General features: G+C 41.2%; 16 protein-coding genes and 1 riboswitch. Of the genes, 9 read left to right on the top strand and 7 right to left on the bottom strand.

The window, feature by feature from the left end:
* Positions 1 to 389 precede the first annotated feature (389 nt).
* Together nhaC and QNN06_RS28760 are read left to right on the top strand one after the other, a co-directional pair.
* A complete protein-coding gene (nhaC, locus tag QNN06_RS28765; RefSeq protein WP_213117422.1) occupies positions 390 to 1,802 on the top strand; it encodes a Na+/H+ antiporter NhaC in 1,413 nt (470 codons plus the stop codon).
* Positions 1,799 to 2,665 carry an MBL fold metallo-hydrolase gene (locus tag QNN06_RS28760; protein WP_213117423.1) on the top strand — a complete coding sequence of 289 codons (867 nt, stop codon included), beginning with the start codon at positions 1,799 to 1,801 and terminating at the stop codon, positions 2,663 to 2,665. Before nhaC ends, QNN06_RS28760 begins: the two co-directional genes overlap by 4 nt.
* Positions 2,666 to 2,782: 117 nt before the next feature.
* Here QNN06_RS28760 and QNN06_RS28755 read toward each other — a convergent pair whose 3' ends face one another.
* Positions 2,783 to 3,355, bottom strand: a complete 573-nt coding sequence (locus tag QNN06_RS28755; protein ID WP_284036522.1) for a hypothetical protein — start codon at positions 3,353 to 3,355, stop codon at positions 2,783 to 2,785.
* Between the two features lie 212 nt (positions 3,356 to 3,567).
* Positions 3,568 to 4,017, bottom strand: a complete 450-nt coding sequence (locus QNN06_RS28750; RefSeq protein WP_284036521.1) for a MarR family winged helix-turn-helix transcriptional regulator — start codon at positions 4,015 to 4,017, stop codon at positions 3,568 to 3,570.
* A 287-nt stretch (positions 4,018 to 4,304) separates the two neighbouring features.
* Here QNN06_RS28750 and QNN06_RS28745 point away from each other — a divergent pair, with 287 nt between their 5' ends.
* The 4 genes from QNN06_RS28745 (at position 4,305) to QNN06_RS31505 (ending at position 8,359) form a co-directional block, all read left to right on the top strand.
* The gene (locus tag QNN06_RS28745) at positions 4,305 to 5,525 is read left to right on the top strand and encodes a MalY/PatB family protein (RefSeq protein ID WP_284036520.1); all 1,221 of its coding nucleotides are present in this window, start codon (positions 4,305 to 4,307) and stop codon (positions 5,523 to 5,525) included.
* A gap of 41 nt (positions 5,526 to 5,566) precedes the next feature.
* Positions 5,567 to 6,943 (top strand): APC family permease, encoded by a 1,377-nt coding sequence (locus QNN06_RS28740; protein ID WP_284036519.1) that lies wholly within the window; start codon positions 5,567 to 5,569, stop codon positions 6,941 to 6,943.
* Between the two features lie 80 nt (positions 6,944 to 7,023).
* On the top strand, positions 7,024 to 7,683 hold the full coding sequence (locus QNN06_RS28735; RefSeq protein ID WP_284036518.1) for a carboxymuconolactone decarboxylase family protein: 660 nt from the start codon (positions 7,024 to 7,026) through the stop codon (positions 7,681 to 7,683).
* A gap of 136 nt (positions 7,684 to 7,819) precedes the next feature.
* Positions 7,820 to 8,359, top strand: a complete 540-nt coding sequence (locus QNN06_RS31505; RefSeq protein WP_481819229.1) for a CBO0543 family protein — start codon at positions 7,820 to 7,822, stop codon at positions 8,357 to 8,359.
* A 72-nt stretch (positions 8,360 to 8,431) separates the two neighbouring features.
* On the opposite strand, the gene QNN06_RS28730 is transcribed toward QNN06_RS31505, so the two are convergent.
* From QNN06_RS28730 to QNN06_RS28715, 4 genes are all read right to left on the bottom strand, one after another.
* Complete coding sequence (locus tag QNN06_RS28730) at positions 8,432 to 9,136, bottom strand: CPBP family intramembrane glutamic endopeptidase (protein WP_284036517.1); 705 nt, start codon at positions 9,134 to 9,136, stop codon at positions 8,432 to 8,434.
* A 133-nt stretch (positions 9,137 to 9,269) separates the two neighbouring features.
* Complete coding sequence (locus QNN06_RS28725) at positions 9,270 to 9,815, bottom strand: PadR family transcriptional regulator (protein WP_284036516.1); 546 nt, start codon at positions 9,813 to 9,815, stop codon at positions 9,270 to 9,272.
* A gap of 86 nt (positions 9,816 to 9,901) precedes the next feature.
* Entirely contained in the window at positions 9,902 to 10,513 is a 612-nt protein-coding gene (locus tag QNN06_RS28720) for an L-2-amino-thiazoline-4-carboxylic acid hydrolase (RefSeq protein WP_284036515.1), read from the bottom strand.
* Positions 10,514 to 10,682: 169 nt separating this feature from the next.
* Positions 10,683 to 11,318, bottom strand: coding sequence for a nitroreductase family protein (locus QNN06_RS28715; protein ID WP_284036514.1), 636 nt, complete (start codon positions 11,316 to 11,318; stop codon positions 10,683 to 10,685).
* A gap of 146 nt (positions 11,319 to 11,464) precedes the next feature.
* Here QNN06_RS28715 and QNN06_RS28710 point away from each other — a divergent pair, with 146 nt between their 5' ends.
* Positions 11,465 to 11,806 carry a winged helix-turn-helix transcriptional regulator gene (locus QNN06_RS28710; RefSeq protein ID WP_213117437.1) on the top strand — a complete coding sequence of 114 codons (342 nt, stop codon included), beginning with the start codon at positions 11,465 to 11,467 and terminating at the stop codon, positions 11,804 to 11,806.
* Between the two features lie 115 nt (positions 11,807 to 11,921).
* On the opposite strand, the gene QNN06_RS28705 is transcribed toward QNN06_RS28710, so the two are convergent.
* Positions 11,922 to 12,059, bottom strand: a complete 138-nt coding sequence (locus QNN06_RS28705; RefSeq protein WP_213117438.1) for a hypothetical protein — start codon at positions 12,057 to 12,059, stop codon at positions 11,922 to 11,924.
* Positions 12,060 to 12,080: 21 nt separating this feature from the next.
* Positions 12,081 to 12,165: riboswitch (cyclic di-GMP riboswitch) on the bottom strand.
* Positions 12,166 to 12,186: 21 nt separating this feature from the next.
* Between QNN06_RS28705 and QNN06_RS28700 the strand changes: the two genes are divergently transcribed.
* Positions 12,187 to 12,393 carry a hypothetical protein gene (locus QNN06_RS28700; RefSeq protein WP_213117439.1) on the top strand — a complete coding sequence of 69 codons (207 nt, stop codon included), beginning with the start codon at positions 12,187 to 12,189 and terminating at the stop codon, positions 12,391 to 12,393.
* A gap of 85 nt (positions 12,394 to 12,478) precedes the next feature.
* Positions 12,479 to 13,747, top strand: a complete 1,269-nt coding sequence (locus QNN06_RS28695; RefSeq protein ID WP_213117440.1) for an SH3 domain-containing protein — start codon at positions 12,479 to 12,481, stop codon at positions 13,745 to 13,747.
* Positions 13,748 to 13,920: the final 173 nt, after the last annotated feature.

Here is a 13,920-nt window from a genome sequence, read left to right as displayed (position 1 = left end):
CTAGTTGGGCTTTTTTGTGCGAAAACCTGAGATGAGGCATGAGAACCGTCCCTCTGTTTCATGCAAATACCTATAATGATGCACGAGAACCGTCCCCATGCATCACTTACACAATTTAAAAAAGATTGACTATGATGATTCATTCTATTAATATATCCATATACTTAACTGCGTAAAAGCATAAAAGCATAAAAGCGTTTAATTGTTAAAGCGACTGATATCATCTTTGAAATCAGAGCTTGGTAGGGAACTAGGGGCCAGCTTCGGCCGTTATCTAAACAAGCGAGCAGAAGGTTAATCTGCTAACTAGGGTGGTACCGTGGAGCTTCCTTCCCTTTGAGGGATGGGGCTTTTTTTATTCTATTAAATTATCTAAGGAGAAGGTGTACATGAAAAAAGAACTGTCTACAGGGAAGTCGCTCATTCCTATTATTGCCTTGATTGGCGCTGCTGCGCTTTCTATTTTCATTTGGAAAGCGGGGATGCATATTCCGTTAATGATTGGAGTGATCGCAGCAGCCATTGTTTCCATTATGGCCGGGTGGAGTTGGGATGATGTCCAAAAGATGATGGTAAATGGTGTTTCAAGAGCGTTGCCTGCCGTATTTATTTTGCTTATTATCGGGATTATTGTCGGCACATGGATTGCGAGCGGCGTCATTCCGACGATGATTTACTATGGATTGTCCATTATTAAACCTGCCATGTTTGTACCGATTGTGGCACTGGTTACCGGAATTATCTCTATTACACTAGGAAGCTCGTTTACTTCTATTGCAACAATTGGCCTTGCTTTCATGGCGATCGGAGAAGGCCTTGGTTTCTCTCCAGGACTTGTAGCAGGAGCGGTGATTTCAGGAGCCTATTTTGGAGATAAATTATCTCCCCTGTCCGATACCACCAACATTGCTCCAGCGATGGCTGAAACCGACTTGTTTAGTCATGTCAAGCACATGCTTTGGGATACGATTCCAGCTTTTCTACTTTCCATTCTATTGTATTGGGTAGTGGGCCAGTCAGCAGGGATCCATGGCGGGGCAGATACAAAGGTCATTGGTGCAATGAAAACAGGTTTGGATGATGTTTTTGTCATACACCCCTTACTATTATTGGTGCCGGTATTTACCATTATTTTAATGGTAAAAAAAATACCTGCCATTCCGGCATTAATGGGTGTCGGTATTTTAGGCGGTGTGCTCGCCATCTTCGTTCAGGGGTCTTCCGTAACTACTGTCATTCAAGTCATGACAAGCGGATTCCATGCAGAATCTGGAATAAAAGCATTAGATTCCTTGTTAAATCGAGGAGGACTTATGTCGATGCTGGGGACAATTGGTTTGTTAATTTTAGCAACCGCACTTGGGGGAATTTTAGAAGAGACGGGTTCGTTCGAGGTATTAACTAAAAAGATGATGTCAAAAGTTCATTCTACTGGCACCTTAATCAGCACCACCATTCTTTCTACCTTTATAGTCGCATTTGCCAGCGGGGCACAATTTTTAGCCATCATTTTACCAGCAAGAACATTTGTCAAAAATTATAAAAAGATGGGGATTGATACGAAGAACCTTTCTCGCTGTGTAGAAGCCGCAGGAACAGTTGGAATCAACCTTGTTCCGTGGGGGGTACCGGCTGTATTTGCTGCGGGAATACTCGGTGTTAGTCCAGGTGAATTTATTCCGTTTGCGTTCTTTGCCTTCCTTGTCCCACTCATGAATATTTTATTCGGATTTACCGGTTGGACGATTACAAAGAAAAACTATGAAGGCGAAACAAATCACAAAAGGAGTGTTTCACTATGAGTGAGGTCATCTTAAGCGTAATAGGAACTGCTCAAGATGCTGGGCTGCCCCATCCAAATTGTTTTTGTAAAAATTGTTCAGAGGCAATCAGAAACCCGCAGTTTAGACGCCTTGCCGCATCGTTGGCGATTGTAGAACCCAATGAGCAAACATGGCATTTGATTGATGCATCGCCTGATCTGAAGGAGCAAATGGCAAGGCTGCAAATGAAATACAACCTGCAAACCAAGCTAATGGATCATATTTTTTTAACTCATGCCCATTTGGGACATTACCCCGGTCTATTATTTTTAGGAAGAGAAGCCATTGGCGCAAAGGGAATCCCGGTAATGGCCGGGTCAAAAATGAAGTATTTATTAGAAGAACAGGCTCCATGGAGCCAATTAACCAAGCTTGGCAATATAAGTGTCCAAGAAATCCAGGATAGCCAGGACATTCGGGTTTCTCCTCGTGTTACTGTAACACCTGTTGAAGTACCGCATCGAAATGAATTTTCGGAGACATTTGCTTTTTGGATTAAGGGGCCAAATAAGAAAGTCCTCTACGTTCCAGATATTGATCGCTGGCACGAGTGGGACTATGATATTCACTCCGTTTGCGAGGAAGCAGACATATGTTTACTCGATGGGACCTTTCATTCTGAAAAAGACCTTGAAAATATTGGGCGGGATTATCGCGAAATCCCCCATCCGCTCATGACAGAAACAATGGACCTGCTGCAAGATTTAACAAAAACGACTGAGATTTATTTCACCCATTTAAATCATTCAAATCCTGCAATCGATTCGGAGCAGGAGATTCGGAGCCAAATTGAGGCGAATGGCTTTCATATTGCAGAAGAGGGGATGGAGTTTAGGTTATAATCCCGCTAAATAATTTGGTTCGGTCATAATATTAATGAAAGCCAATTCATATTCGAATGGCTTTCATTTTTGCCTTTAATACTAATGTTTCTGTTACTTTAAATCATATTTTTCACTTTAAAATAAAAACCTTCCGATACTAATTAGACTGCTGAGAATTCCCAGCCCGCCTAATGCTCCTTTTCCAACCTTAAGTAAACCTCCGAACATCCCCGGTTGACCTTGACCCGCGTTATTCCACCAGCCCATCGGAACTCTCGGATTACCCCAGCCTGCTGGATAGCCATAATTACCCCAGTCTGGCAGACGTCCAGGACCTCCCCAGCCCATCATTTGCCCTTGAGTGTTCAAGCCTGTTTGATTCACTGGCGCCCAAGTGGCTGGCTGTCCATGAGCGCTTAAACCCGTTTGATTCACTGGCGTCCAGCTGGTTGGCTGTCCATGAGCATTTAAACCTGCCTGATTTACATGCGCCGCCCAATTAACTGGATGTCCAGAGTTATTACCAACCGGATTCCACCAACCTACTGGATTGACTGGACCACTCCAGCCTGCTGAACTTCCAAGACCATTTATTTGGTTAGGTTTAGGCATTTGTTGCTGAAAGTGTAATGGTGGTGCAAAAATTTGAGTTTGGTTATTATATGACTGCCTTTGTTCCGCTAATTTCGTATATTTATAATGGTACATATGCATAGCCCCCCTATCTTAAAAACATCATGTTAAGGTTAAGCTATGTCATTTGGCTTTTTATGATTGGTTAAATAACTACTTGAATAAGCCAAAATAAAAATAAATAAAGTCCGCCGGCAGAAAATCTAAAGGCCCAACCAGCAATCGTCCGCTAGTTGGGCCTTTTTGTGCGAGAAAACAGAATGAGGCACAAGAACCGTCCCCATGCCTCACTTCGATGTATTCTCAGACAAAATGGATGATATTTTGATGTAGACTGATAGGTCTTCTTCGGAAAATTGGTGTAGTTTGTCTAGTATTTTGGTATATTCCTGTTTATCTAATTGGTAATGGAAATCGTAAACTGCTTTTCCTTTCTCTGTTAGCTCTAGGATGTATTCGCGTTTATCGATTGGGTTTTTGGATTTTAATACTAGGCCCTTTTTAATTAGTTTATTGACCATTTGGGAGATGGCGCCTTTTGTTTTTTTTGTGAGATTGGCAAGTTCTGAAGCAGTCGTTTGGGTTTTGTTTCCGATTAAGTTGATTGTATGTGCTTCGACCATATAAAGCTCATCTTCGGTACCGTACTGCCTTGGAATGCTTTCGTAGGAGCTAATTTGTCTGGAAAGGTCATAGACAGATTCCATTAATTCATAAATAATCTCTTCTTTTTTCATTTCTGCTCCTTTTTAAAGATTTAATAGATTCTTATCTTTATTATAGCATAATACTTATTTTTCCAGTCACTTTTATCAGCCGGAATAACCTACAATATCGCTGAGCAGAAAGACCTAACAATTATATTTTGATATAATTGTTTTAATTTTCAGAATTTTTATTGACTAAATATAGTATAGTTGCTAAACTATACTTAGATGGTTTAGGTGCTAAACTATCGTTAAAAGGACTTTTTCAAAAAATATTTGTAAGCGTTTTAATTCAAAAGAGGGGGAGTTGATTTCAAGTGAAGTACGATTTTGACCAAATCGTCGAACGCAGAAATACGTATTCCTTGAAATGGGACGGCGGCGATTTAATTAAGGAATTGGGAATTACCCAGAGGTATGATCAAGAAACTTTGCCACTATTTACGGCAGACATGGATTTTCCCGTTCCTCAGCCTTTACTCGATGCCTTGCATCAGACAGTCGAGCATCGGATATTTGGTTACTCCATTTTTCCAAAGGAGTACTTCGAGGCGATTCAGCATTGGTTTAAAAAGAGACATGACTGGGACATCCAAACCGAAGAAATTGTCTATAGTCCAGGAACGGTCCATGCTTTAAATGTGGCGGTACGAGCTTTTACTGAGCGGGGTGATGGGGTCATTATTCAGAGACCGGTCTATCCTCCGTTTACAGCGGCGATTGAAGGAAACGGAAGGCAAGTCGTCAATAACGCCCTGATCCGAGAACAGGATGGCTCTTATTCAATTGATTTTGAAGATTTTGAGGTAAAAGCAAAGAATGAAAATACGAAACTGTTTATCCTCTGCAATCCACATAATCCGACCGGAAGAATTTTTACACCGGATGAATTAACAAGATTAGCAGATATTTGTGAAAAAAATCAGGTTCTTATCATTGCGGATGAAATTCACGGTGACTTAATTCGACGTCATCAAACCTTTATCCCAATCGCCAAAGCTGCAGGGAACACAGAACATATCATTACCTGCACGGCCATCAACAAAACCTTCAATGTTGCCGGGCTCCATTGCACCAATGTCATTATCCCTAATCCCGAGCTTAGGAACGTCTTCAGTCAAGCCATGGGGTTCCAATTACCTTCGCCCTTCACCGTTTCAGCGTTAATCGCTGTCTACCATGAAGGGGAGGAATGGCTGGAACAGTTAAAAGAATATTTAGATGAAACGATGGAATACGTTAAAGGCTTTTTTGCTGAAAAAATGCCACAAGTGAAGGTACACATTCCAGAAGGAACGTATGTGATGTGGATGGACTTCAGCGCCTATGGAATTTCTCCAGATGAGGTTCATGATCGCATTTACAACAAAGCCAATGTCTTATTGGAAGATGGCAGTATGTTTGGTGAAGAGGGACAAGACTTCCAGCGGATTTGCGTATCTTCCCCAAGACCAATTATTAAGGAAGCGTTGGAACGGATCGAAAGGGAATTTGCCGATCTCCAGCTTCCTAACCATAATACAGCTACCATACGCTGATGCAGCAACAATCCCAAAAAAACATATAAGAGGTGAATGAAATGGCTAGTCAAGAATCGAATTTAAAAAAGGTATTAGGACTTGGGGATGTAATGAGTATTAGTATTGGACAAATAATTGGTGCTGGAGTCATGGCCCTCACCGGGATTGCCATTGGGATGACTGGGAGCGGCGTTTCGTTGGCCTTTGTCATTTCATCCATCTTTACCTTATTTATGGTTATTCCTATTGCTGCGATGGGTTCAGCTATTCCGACAACAGGGGGATTGTACAGATATACAAGCCGGCTATTGTCCCCAAAGGTCGGGTTCTTTTGGTTAACGTTATTTATTCTTGCGCAGTTAACCCTGGCCATGTATGCGATTTCCTTTGCGGAATATGTTCAAGGCCTGGTGCCAAATGCACCACTAAAACTGATCGCGTTCTTGCTGCTGACTGTGTTTTATATTGCGAATTTAGTAGGCGTACATTTTGCAGCCCTTGTTGAAAAATTAATGGTTCTTGTCTTACTGCTTGCCTTGATTGTTTTTGTCGTATGGGGAATGCCTGAGGTGAACTACGCAGTGTTTAATTCAAGTGAAATGTTCTCAGGCGGCTTTGGTGGATTTTTTATGGCTGTAGGATTGTTATCCTTTGCGACCGGCGGTGCTCAGGTCATTGCCGAACTAGGTGGAGAAATGAAAAATCCTGGGAGAGATATCCCATTGACGATTATTACCACCACATTGGGTGTCGGGATCTTGTATGCGTTTATGGCGACGATTGCTGCAGGGGTGCTGCCGATTGCCGATGTAGCGAACAAGCCTTTAACAGATGTAGCAAAAACGATTTTACCAAAACCGCTCTTTATCTTCTTTATGGTGGGCGGAGCCATGTTTGCCTTAGCGACAACGTTAAATGCGACTCTTTCCTGGGTCACCAAAGGGATTATGATTGCCTGTGAAGACGGCTGGCTGCCAAAATCATTAGGGAAGGTAAATAAAAAGTTTGGAACGCCGCACTGGTTACTTACCTTGTTTTATGTGATTGGAGTAATTCCAATTGTAACAGGGCTTTCCTTAGGAATCATATCGGCCTTAGGCACTGGCGTATTCCTGCTGGCGAATATGATTCCGGTTTTTGCTGCCACCAAATTACCAAAGAAACACCCTGAGCTGTATCAGGCCGCACCATTTAAACTCCCGCCAATGGTTTTAAATACGGTTGTCTATATCGGAATTGCTCTATTATTTTTCCAAGGATATTTACTAATGTCATCTTTGTCCATGCCGATCATTATCGGGACGATTGTCTATATAGTAGCTGCTGCAGCTTACGTTATGATAGTAGGTAAAAAAATAACCCACGATCCCGGCCACTTCGGCTTCGGCGGCCACATAGACACAATCGAAAACCCTAAGGAGAATATAGGAGTCTAAGTGAAGCATGGGGATGGTTCTCATGCCTCATTGAGGCATAAGAACCGTCCCCGCGCACCCAATAAAAGGAGGTAAAAGATTTGATAGATGAAAGTTTATATAAAAAGTCAAATATTCGTAGATTGCCGGAATTAGGAAAGCTTGCGCCCGACATATTTAAAGCCTTTGTAAAGTTTGACCAACTAGCTTTGGCGCCGGGTGTGATTCCTCAAAAAACAAAAGAACTCATTGCAGTCGCTGTGGCACATGTTACCGGTTGCCCTTATTGCATTGATGGTCATGTTTCGAAGGCAAAAAAACTGGAGGCTTCGAAGGAAGAGATGCTGGAGGCGATTATGGTCGCGACTGCTTTGAAAGCAGGATCTGCCTTAGCACATGGATTAAATGCATTGAATGCCTATGATGAGGATGGGGAAGAAGCGCTTTACAAACGCTCAAATATGAATCGATTTGGCGAATTCAAAGAATTAGGGCCAGAATCCTTTCAAGCCTTTGTGAAGTTTGATACTCAAGCACTGAAACCAGGCTTATTAAGCCGTAAAGAAAAGGAATTAATTGCTGTTGCTGTCGCTCATGTGACAGGCTGCGTCTACTGTATTGAAACTCATACGAAAAAGGCCAAGCAATTGGATGTTACGAAGGAAGAACTCGCCGAAGCCATCTTTGTCGCAACCGCATTAAAGGCAGGATCTGCCCTGGCCCACAGTGTGAATGCGCTAATTGCTTACGATGAAAATTAAATTTGAGCCGCGGGGACGGTTCTTGTGCATCATGATGCACAAGAACCGTCCCCATGTTTCATTTTTTGATTTTTAGCAAATAATAGAAGTGGCGGTTAAAAATATTGTGTTTTTGAAAAGGATTTGAGCGGACGTAATGCTACACACTGTGGTTTCGTATTTAAGGTTTGTGCTGCCATTTCTTTATTTGATTGGTTCCTGGCGATGGGGTGATTGGAGGAATCGGAAGGAGTACTATCCGACCATTCTTTTTTTCGTAACCGTGAACTTTTTCATTTCCATTATTATGTATGAATACCCATTATGGACTTATAAAGAATCTTTTTTTATTCCCAACCATACCCTTGTTGATTTTATCATTGCTTTTCTAATTTTCCCCCAAATAGCCTTTATATTTCTTTCAAAATACCCTTTTAAGAAAAGCCTGCTTAAACAGATAGGTTATGCAGCTATCTGGATCATTTTTGGTGTCGCAATGGAGAGCCTTTTTAAGGCTGCAAACCTAATCACCTATGATCATGGGTGGAATTTCTGGTGGTCTTTAGTGGTCTGGATCTTTATGTTTTTTGGCTTGCGCCTCCATCACACAAGGCCCATCTTAGCCTGGCTTCTCTGTTTCGCATGTACCATTTTTTTAATCATATATTTTCACATACCCATTACGACATACAAATGAGGCAGAGGGACGGTTCTCATGCCTCAAAGCCTGAAGAGCTTAATGAGGCAAAAGAACCGTCCCCATGCCTCATTAAGCGGCTTTGTTGTGGTTTTTAAAGATTTTTTTGAAATTTGGAAGGACAGCAAATCTTAAATCTATTATGATATGTAAGATTATCGGGATCCAAATGCTTTCATATTGGATATATAATCTAGCTAATGCAAAGCCGACGAATCCGGTGAAAATCATTCCTTTCCAGCCTTGATAACCATGGCCAATTCCAAATATGACACTAGTGATGAAAGCAATCGTAAGAGCAGATAATCCCCAATTTAATTGTTCAAAATAATGGAACATGAATCCCCTGAAAATCACCTCTTCGCAAAATCCTGCCGTGACAGCGACACCTGCAAAAACAAGTCGTTCTTTCCAGCTGTTTGGAAGCAAGCCTTCAATGGCTTCAAACTGCCCAATGATTCTTTTTCGCAAAATAGGAATTAACAAAAAAATAAGGGCCATAAAGAATACACTACAAAGAACACCCGATACAAAAAATAAAAAGCTTTGTAAATCTTCATAGGTAGAAACAAAGCCTAACTCTTTAATTGAAATTCCTTTTAAATAAAATAATAAGAAGATAATACCGACCACTGTCCATTGATATAACATAATAAGCCCGTAGGTTTTTATTTTGCTGTGTTTCTCCGGATATTTTTTAATGTCCTTTTCCCAAAAATAATCAATAATAGGAAAGACAATCGAAACAAAAATCATAATCAAAGTAAACAAAAGCACTCGCAACACTCCAAATATCAAGAATAATGACATTGTATCACATTATAGGGATAAATACCCATTTTTGATGCGTAGGGACGGTTCTCCTGCCTCATTTTGAGGCAAAAAAAAGGTGCCTGACACCAATGTTGGTTCAGGCACCTTTCGTCATGGCCAAAATAATCTTATCTAAAAATTCTATTTGGAGTTTGTATTGATCCAGGATATTCTGGAAAGTAATCTTGGCCAATTCGTTTACTTCAATAAACTGTGCCTTAATCTTTTGCCCCGCTTCGATATCGTCCATTTTCTTAAGGAGTACTTGTTTTTGTTCCTCGATTGCAGCAATTATACGCTCAGTGTCTATATCATGATTTGGCAGGTTGAACATGGATAATCCCGTGTATAGTAGGACGGGCAGGTGAACAGATGGCTCACTAAAAGAGCTGATCAGAAGATTCTTATATTCCTTATCGCCTTCTTCCGTAATCTCATAGATGGCCTTTACTCGATGGCCGGTTGCTTCCACATTCGCCACTCGGACCAGCCCTTCTTTATCCATTTTCTTTAATGCATGATAAATGGACCCTGGAAGAATGCCAGCCCATTTATCGACCTCGCTTACTTGGAGCTGCTGCTGCATTTCATAACCGGACATTGGCTTGGTTCTTAGCATTCCTAATACCATGAGTCGTGTCATATTGGATTACACCTCAACATTAATTATTCAACGTTTAGTATTGTGGGAAAAATATAACACTCCTACCCGAGTGATGTAAAGGTATTCTATCCATTTATATTGGTTTGTTCAAATTTGAAAAAGCAGTGGCTGTCTCCCTTGGAAAGCAGCTGTGGCCGTGTAAACGATACGCCATGCTTATGAGGCAGCAATAAATCTCCCCAAATATCATCCATGCTGCAAAACATCGGCATGACTTCCAGTGCATTGTGCGACCGGAAAAAGTCAAAGAAGAAACATTTTTTGATATGCAAATGGTAGGACTTTTCCGTGTCTTTGACAATTTCATGCGTGAAGTTTTGATTGCCATAGTGCTTTAATTGTTTTACTTTTGAAATTTTGACAATCCGCTTAAAAGGATTTCGGTCCAATAACAAATATATTTTCATGAAAAATTGCTGTTTCTTCTTGGTCCGGTCAATCAAGCTGTAGCGGAGAATTTCTTCCCAATTCGTATATTCATACTTTTTTAATACTCTATACGCAGCCAGGACCATTGAAGAAAAAATTAAATTGAATTCGGTTGGTTTATCTGTTGCCAGGCTTTTATTATCTGCCAAAATTGTCCGGAAAAGCCAGCGTGCTTCATTAGCTTTTTCTTTCCCCACCTTTTGTTGTAGTCCCTTAAAAAATCCATTTTCAATTAATTTACTAATCATATCTAATTCCTCCTTTGGTAATTAACATTGTATACTCAACGTTGACTATAATTTAACACGGAAGGAATTATTTGTAAATATATTTTCAGGGAATTCTTGGTGGAACATGGGGACGGTTCTTTTGCATCAATCAGAATGATGCAAAAGAACCGTCCCCACGCATCACTCATTAAACAAACTCAACAACATCCTCCAAAGGAATACGCGTGGTTTTGTATGCCGGTGCTGCTGCTTTTCCTAGGGAGATCAAGAGCATTGGCATGTAGCGGTTGGATACTTGGAACTTGTCCATGAATTTTTGTTTGTCGAAGCCGCCCATTGGGACTGTGTCATAGCCTTTTGCTTTTGCGGCCAGCATCAGCTGCATCGATACCAAGCCTGTATCAAAGGCAGCGATATTTTTGCGGACTTCTTCGGGTAAGTTAGGATACAAGCTGTTTGAACCTGCGATTAGGCGGTGCATGCTAGCTTCGTCCATATAGCCGGCCTCGAAGTTGCTTCTGTACACTTTCTCGATGTTTTGATACATTTCTTTATCCCCCAAAACCGCAATCACGGCTGAAGAGGTTTCGACCTGCTCTTGATTGTTTGCAATCTGACGGAGTTCTTTCTTTTTTTCTTGGTCATCAATCACGATAAAGCGCCAAGGCTGGAGATTGCTTGAAGAAGGAGCCAGGATAGCCTCATTTAAGATTTCCTCAATTTCCTCGCGGGCAATTTTAAAAGTAGGATCATATTTTCGAACAGAGTGACGTTCTCTGATTACATCGCTGAAACTTTGTGCATTCATAGTTGAAGTGGACATTCTTGTTGCCTCCTTTTGAAAAATAACTTACCAAAAGTAAGTTTTTAAGTTCGTGTTTTAGCTTACTATTAGTAAGTGAATGAGTCAAGCGAAAACTATTGTGATATAATGTGAAAATATTGGTGACAAGCAAATGAGGTAAGAAAATGGAAAAATCAAACTGTACCTGTACTGAAAATGAGATAAGTAAAATCTGTAAGGATTTCCATGGGACAATTGAATTTATTGGAAAGCGGTGGATGGGGATTATCATCTATCAATTACTTAAAGGGCCTAAACGCTTTCATGAACTAGTGGAGAACATCCCTGGCATTTCTGACAGGCTTTTAACCGAACGACTGCGAGATCTTGAAAAAGAAGGATTGGTCAGCAAAAAAGTCCTTGTCCCTTCGCAAAAGAAGGTCGAATATGAATTAACCCCAGGAGGCAAGGAACTTGAAGCGGTTATTACTTCGATTCTTCACTGGGTTAAAACAAGGCAGAAGTGAGGCATGGGGACGGTTCTTGTGCCTCATTAATGCACAAGGAACCGTCCCCCACCTATTTTTCCAAATAAAAAAGGGCAGCAATAACATGCTGCCCGTAGCTTCGGATATCGAGTATCTACAGTTGATTCGAAACTATCGTTAGTAATGCACTAAGGATGATAGTGGCGAAAACAATAGAGGTATATACAAGGTTTTTCTTCATCTTTTTCCTTCGCAGTACTTCCTCCGGCGTAAGCCAGTAACTCTTTGACATCAAAATTCCCCCTTTAGAATTGATGGCAGCTGGCTGGCCTTGCTCCATCACAGAGGCCCCTATAGCTTTGCGTCATCACCTTTCAGTGATTTTGCCCTTAAATCAAGATTAAAGGATTTTAAAGAAATTGTCTAGATTTGTCGAAATGAAACATGGGGACGGTTCTCGTGCCTCATTTTCAGCCCGTTTTGATGCACAAGAACCGTCCCCATGCCTCCATCTGTTAAGAAAACATGGCAATCAGTCCAATATCATCTATTTACGACTAATTATGACAGTTTTGCGACAGAAAATGATGCTTTATGACGATTACTATAGAGGGGGAGTTCGTTGAATGTTGTGCATTTAGTAAAAAAGGTATAGAGAAAATTCCCCGGCAAAAACGGTTGATTTTACTATCTAGAGAGAGAAATGGAGATATGATGATTTTGACAAAAGAATTTGTTCTTAATGGGGAAATAGCACTTAGCAGGAAAGTAACGCATGGAAACAGCAAGAAAACACAAAACGTGCCTGCCTTCACTTCAAGGATGGAAAAACGAGAATATTATAAAAGCATACAGTTCGATCTTCGAAATGTATTAGATGTCAAAGGGTTCTTAAAAGATATTAGGGCAAATTGGAATACATATGTGTCACAGGTGAGCGAGTGGATTCAAAGAAATGTTGTAAAAAGGCTCGTCGTGACGGGCATTTTTACCGTTGTTCTTGGCTTGTATACAAGTGCGGCGAATGCGGCATTTATTCAAGAATACACCTATCAGGTGAAAACTGGAGAAAACATTGAAACGATAGCGGCAAAACATGGCGTCACCGCTCAGGAAATTTTAGATGCCAATGGGATTTCTTCTATTGAAGGCAAGAAAATTCTATTGCCAATCGTGGAAGACAGGACTGTTACCGCCACAACACTGAATGTCCGTTCCCGGCCGAACACGGAAAGCAGCATTCTTGGAACCTATAAAAGAGGGGAAACGGTCAAGGTTGCATTCATCGAAAACGGATGGGCGGCAATCCTGATTAACGGACGCGTTTGTTATGTGAGTGCTGCGTACCTTTCACAAAAACAAGTCGTTGCGTCTCAAGCAAAAACGATGTATGTGACAGCCACATCGTTAAGAGTTAGAGAAGGGGCATCAATGAGCAGTGCTGTAATCGGTTCGTTAAAATTTAACGAAGGCGTGTCCGTAATCTCAACCTCTTATGGCTGGGCACAAATTCAATACAATGGCAAAACCGCGTTTGTGAGTGCCACCTATTTATCTAATAACGCACCAGCAAATGTAAATAATGAGCCTAGTAAAAACAACAACACAACGACAAGTTCATCTGTGTATGTGATTAAGAGCGGGGATACTTTTACAAAAATCAGTAAGGCACTTGGGGTCTCAGTTGCATCCGTTCAAGCACTAAATCCAACAGTGGACCCGGTCAAGTTGAAAATTGGCCAAACCATCAACATCCCTGACACAACTGCCACCGCACCTAATCAAATAAGCGTCAGCGCTCAAATCGGAGGGGTACACCCAAACGGAGACTTTCGTTTCAACACCCCTGATGGCCGCACCTATAGTGCAAAAGCATCAGGTAACATGATCAATGAATTATTTAACCGCCAAGGACAACAAGCAACCCTAACCCTCGAAGCGAAAAGAGGCCAACAAATGACCTTAATCGCTATTAAGTAATCATGGGGACGGTTCTTGTGCCTCATTTTAGCCCATTTTGAGGCAAAAGAACCGTCCCTTTGTATCAAAAAAGTGCACGCCAATAGCGTGCACTTTTTGGTCGTGCTCTTTTTTTAGTATTCAAAGCCAATTGAATCATATATATATACATGGAGGAGGAGGGATTACTCTGT

Origin of the sequence: Neobacillus sp. 114 (assembly GCF_030127045.1) — a bacterium.
Lineage (GTDB): Bacteria > Bacillota > Bacilli > Bacillales > Cytobacillaceae > Neobacillus > Neobacillus rhizophilus.
The sequence above is the reverse complement of the archived record's forward strand: the minus strand, read 5'-3'. Positions and strand labels throughout refer to the sequence as shown.

Excerpts from the sequence above, each read along its gene's own strand:
- nhaC (WP_213117422.1), top strand. The coding sequence starts at position 390 with ATGAAAAAAGAACTGTCTACAGGGAAGTCGCTCATTCCTATTATTGCC.
- QNN06_RS28760 (WP_213117423.1), top strand. The coding sequence starts at position 1,799 with ATGAGTGAGGTCATCTTAAGCGTAATAGGAACTGCTCAAGATGCTGGG.
- QNN06_RS28755 (WP_284036522.1), bottom strand. The coding sequence starts at position 3,355 with ATGTACCATTATAAATATACGAAATTAGCGGAACAAAGGCAGTCATAT.
- QNN06_RS28750 (WP_284036521.1), bottom strand. The coding sequence starts at position 4,017 with ATGAAAAAAGAAGAGATTATTTATGAATTAATGGAATCTGTCTATGAC.
- QNN06_RS28740 (WP_284036519.1), top strand. The coding sequence starts at position 5,567 with ATGGCTAGTCAAGAATCGAATTTAAAAAAGGTATTAGGACTTGGGGAT.
- QNN06_RS31505 (WP_481819229.1), top strand. The coding sequence starts at position 7,820 with ATGCTACACACTGTGGTTTCGTATTTAAGGTTTGTGCTGCCATTTCTT.
- QNN06_RS28725 (WP_284036516.1), bottom strand. The coding sequence starts at position 9,815 with ATGACACGACTCATGGTATTAGGAATGCTAAGAACCAAGCCAATGTCC.
- QNN06_RS28720 (WP_284036515.1), bottom strand. The coding sequence starts at position 10,513 with ATGATTAGTAAATTAATTGAAAATGGATTTTTTAAGGGACTACAACAA.
- QNN06_RS28715 (WP_284036514.1), bottom strand. The coding sequence starts at position 11,318 with ATGTCCACTTCAACTATGAATGCACAAAGTTTCAGCGATGTAATCAGA.
- QNN06_RS28710 (WP_213117437.1), top strand. The coding sequence starts at position 11,465 with ATGGAAAAATCAAACTGTACCTGTACTGAAAATGAGATAAGTAAAATC.
- QNN06_RS28705 (WP_213117438.1), bottom strand. The coding sequence starts at position 12,059 with ATGTCAAAGAGTTACTGGCTTACGCCGGAGGAAGTACTGCGAAGGAAA.
- QNN06_RS28695 (WP_213117440.1), top strand. The coding sequence starts at position 12,479 with ATGATGATTTTGACAAAAGAATTTGTTCTTAATGGGGAAATAGCACTT.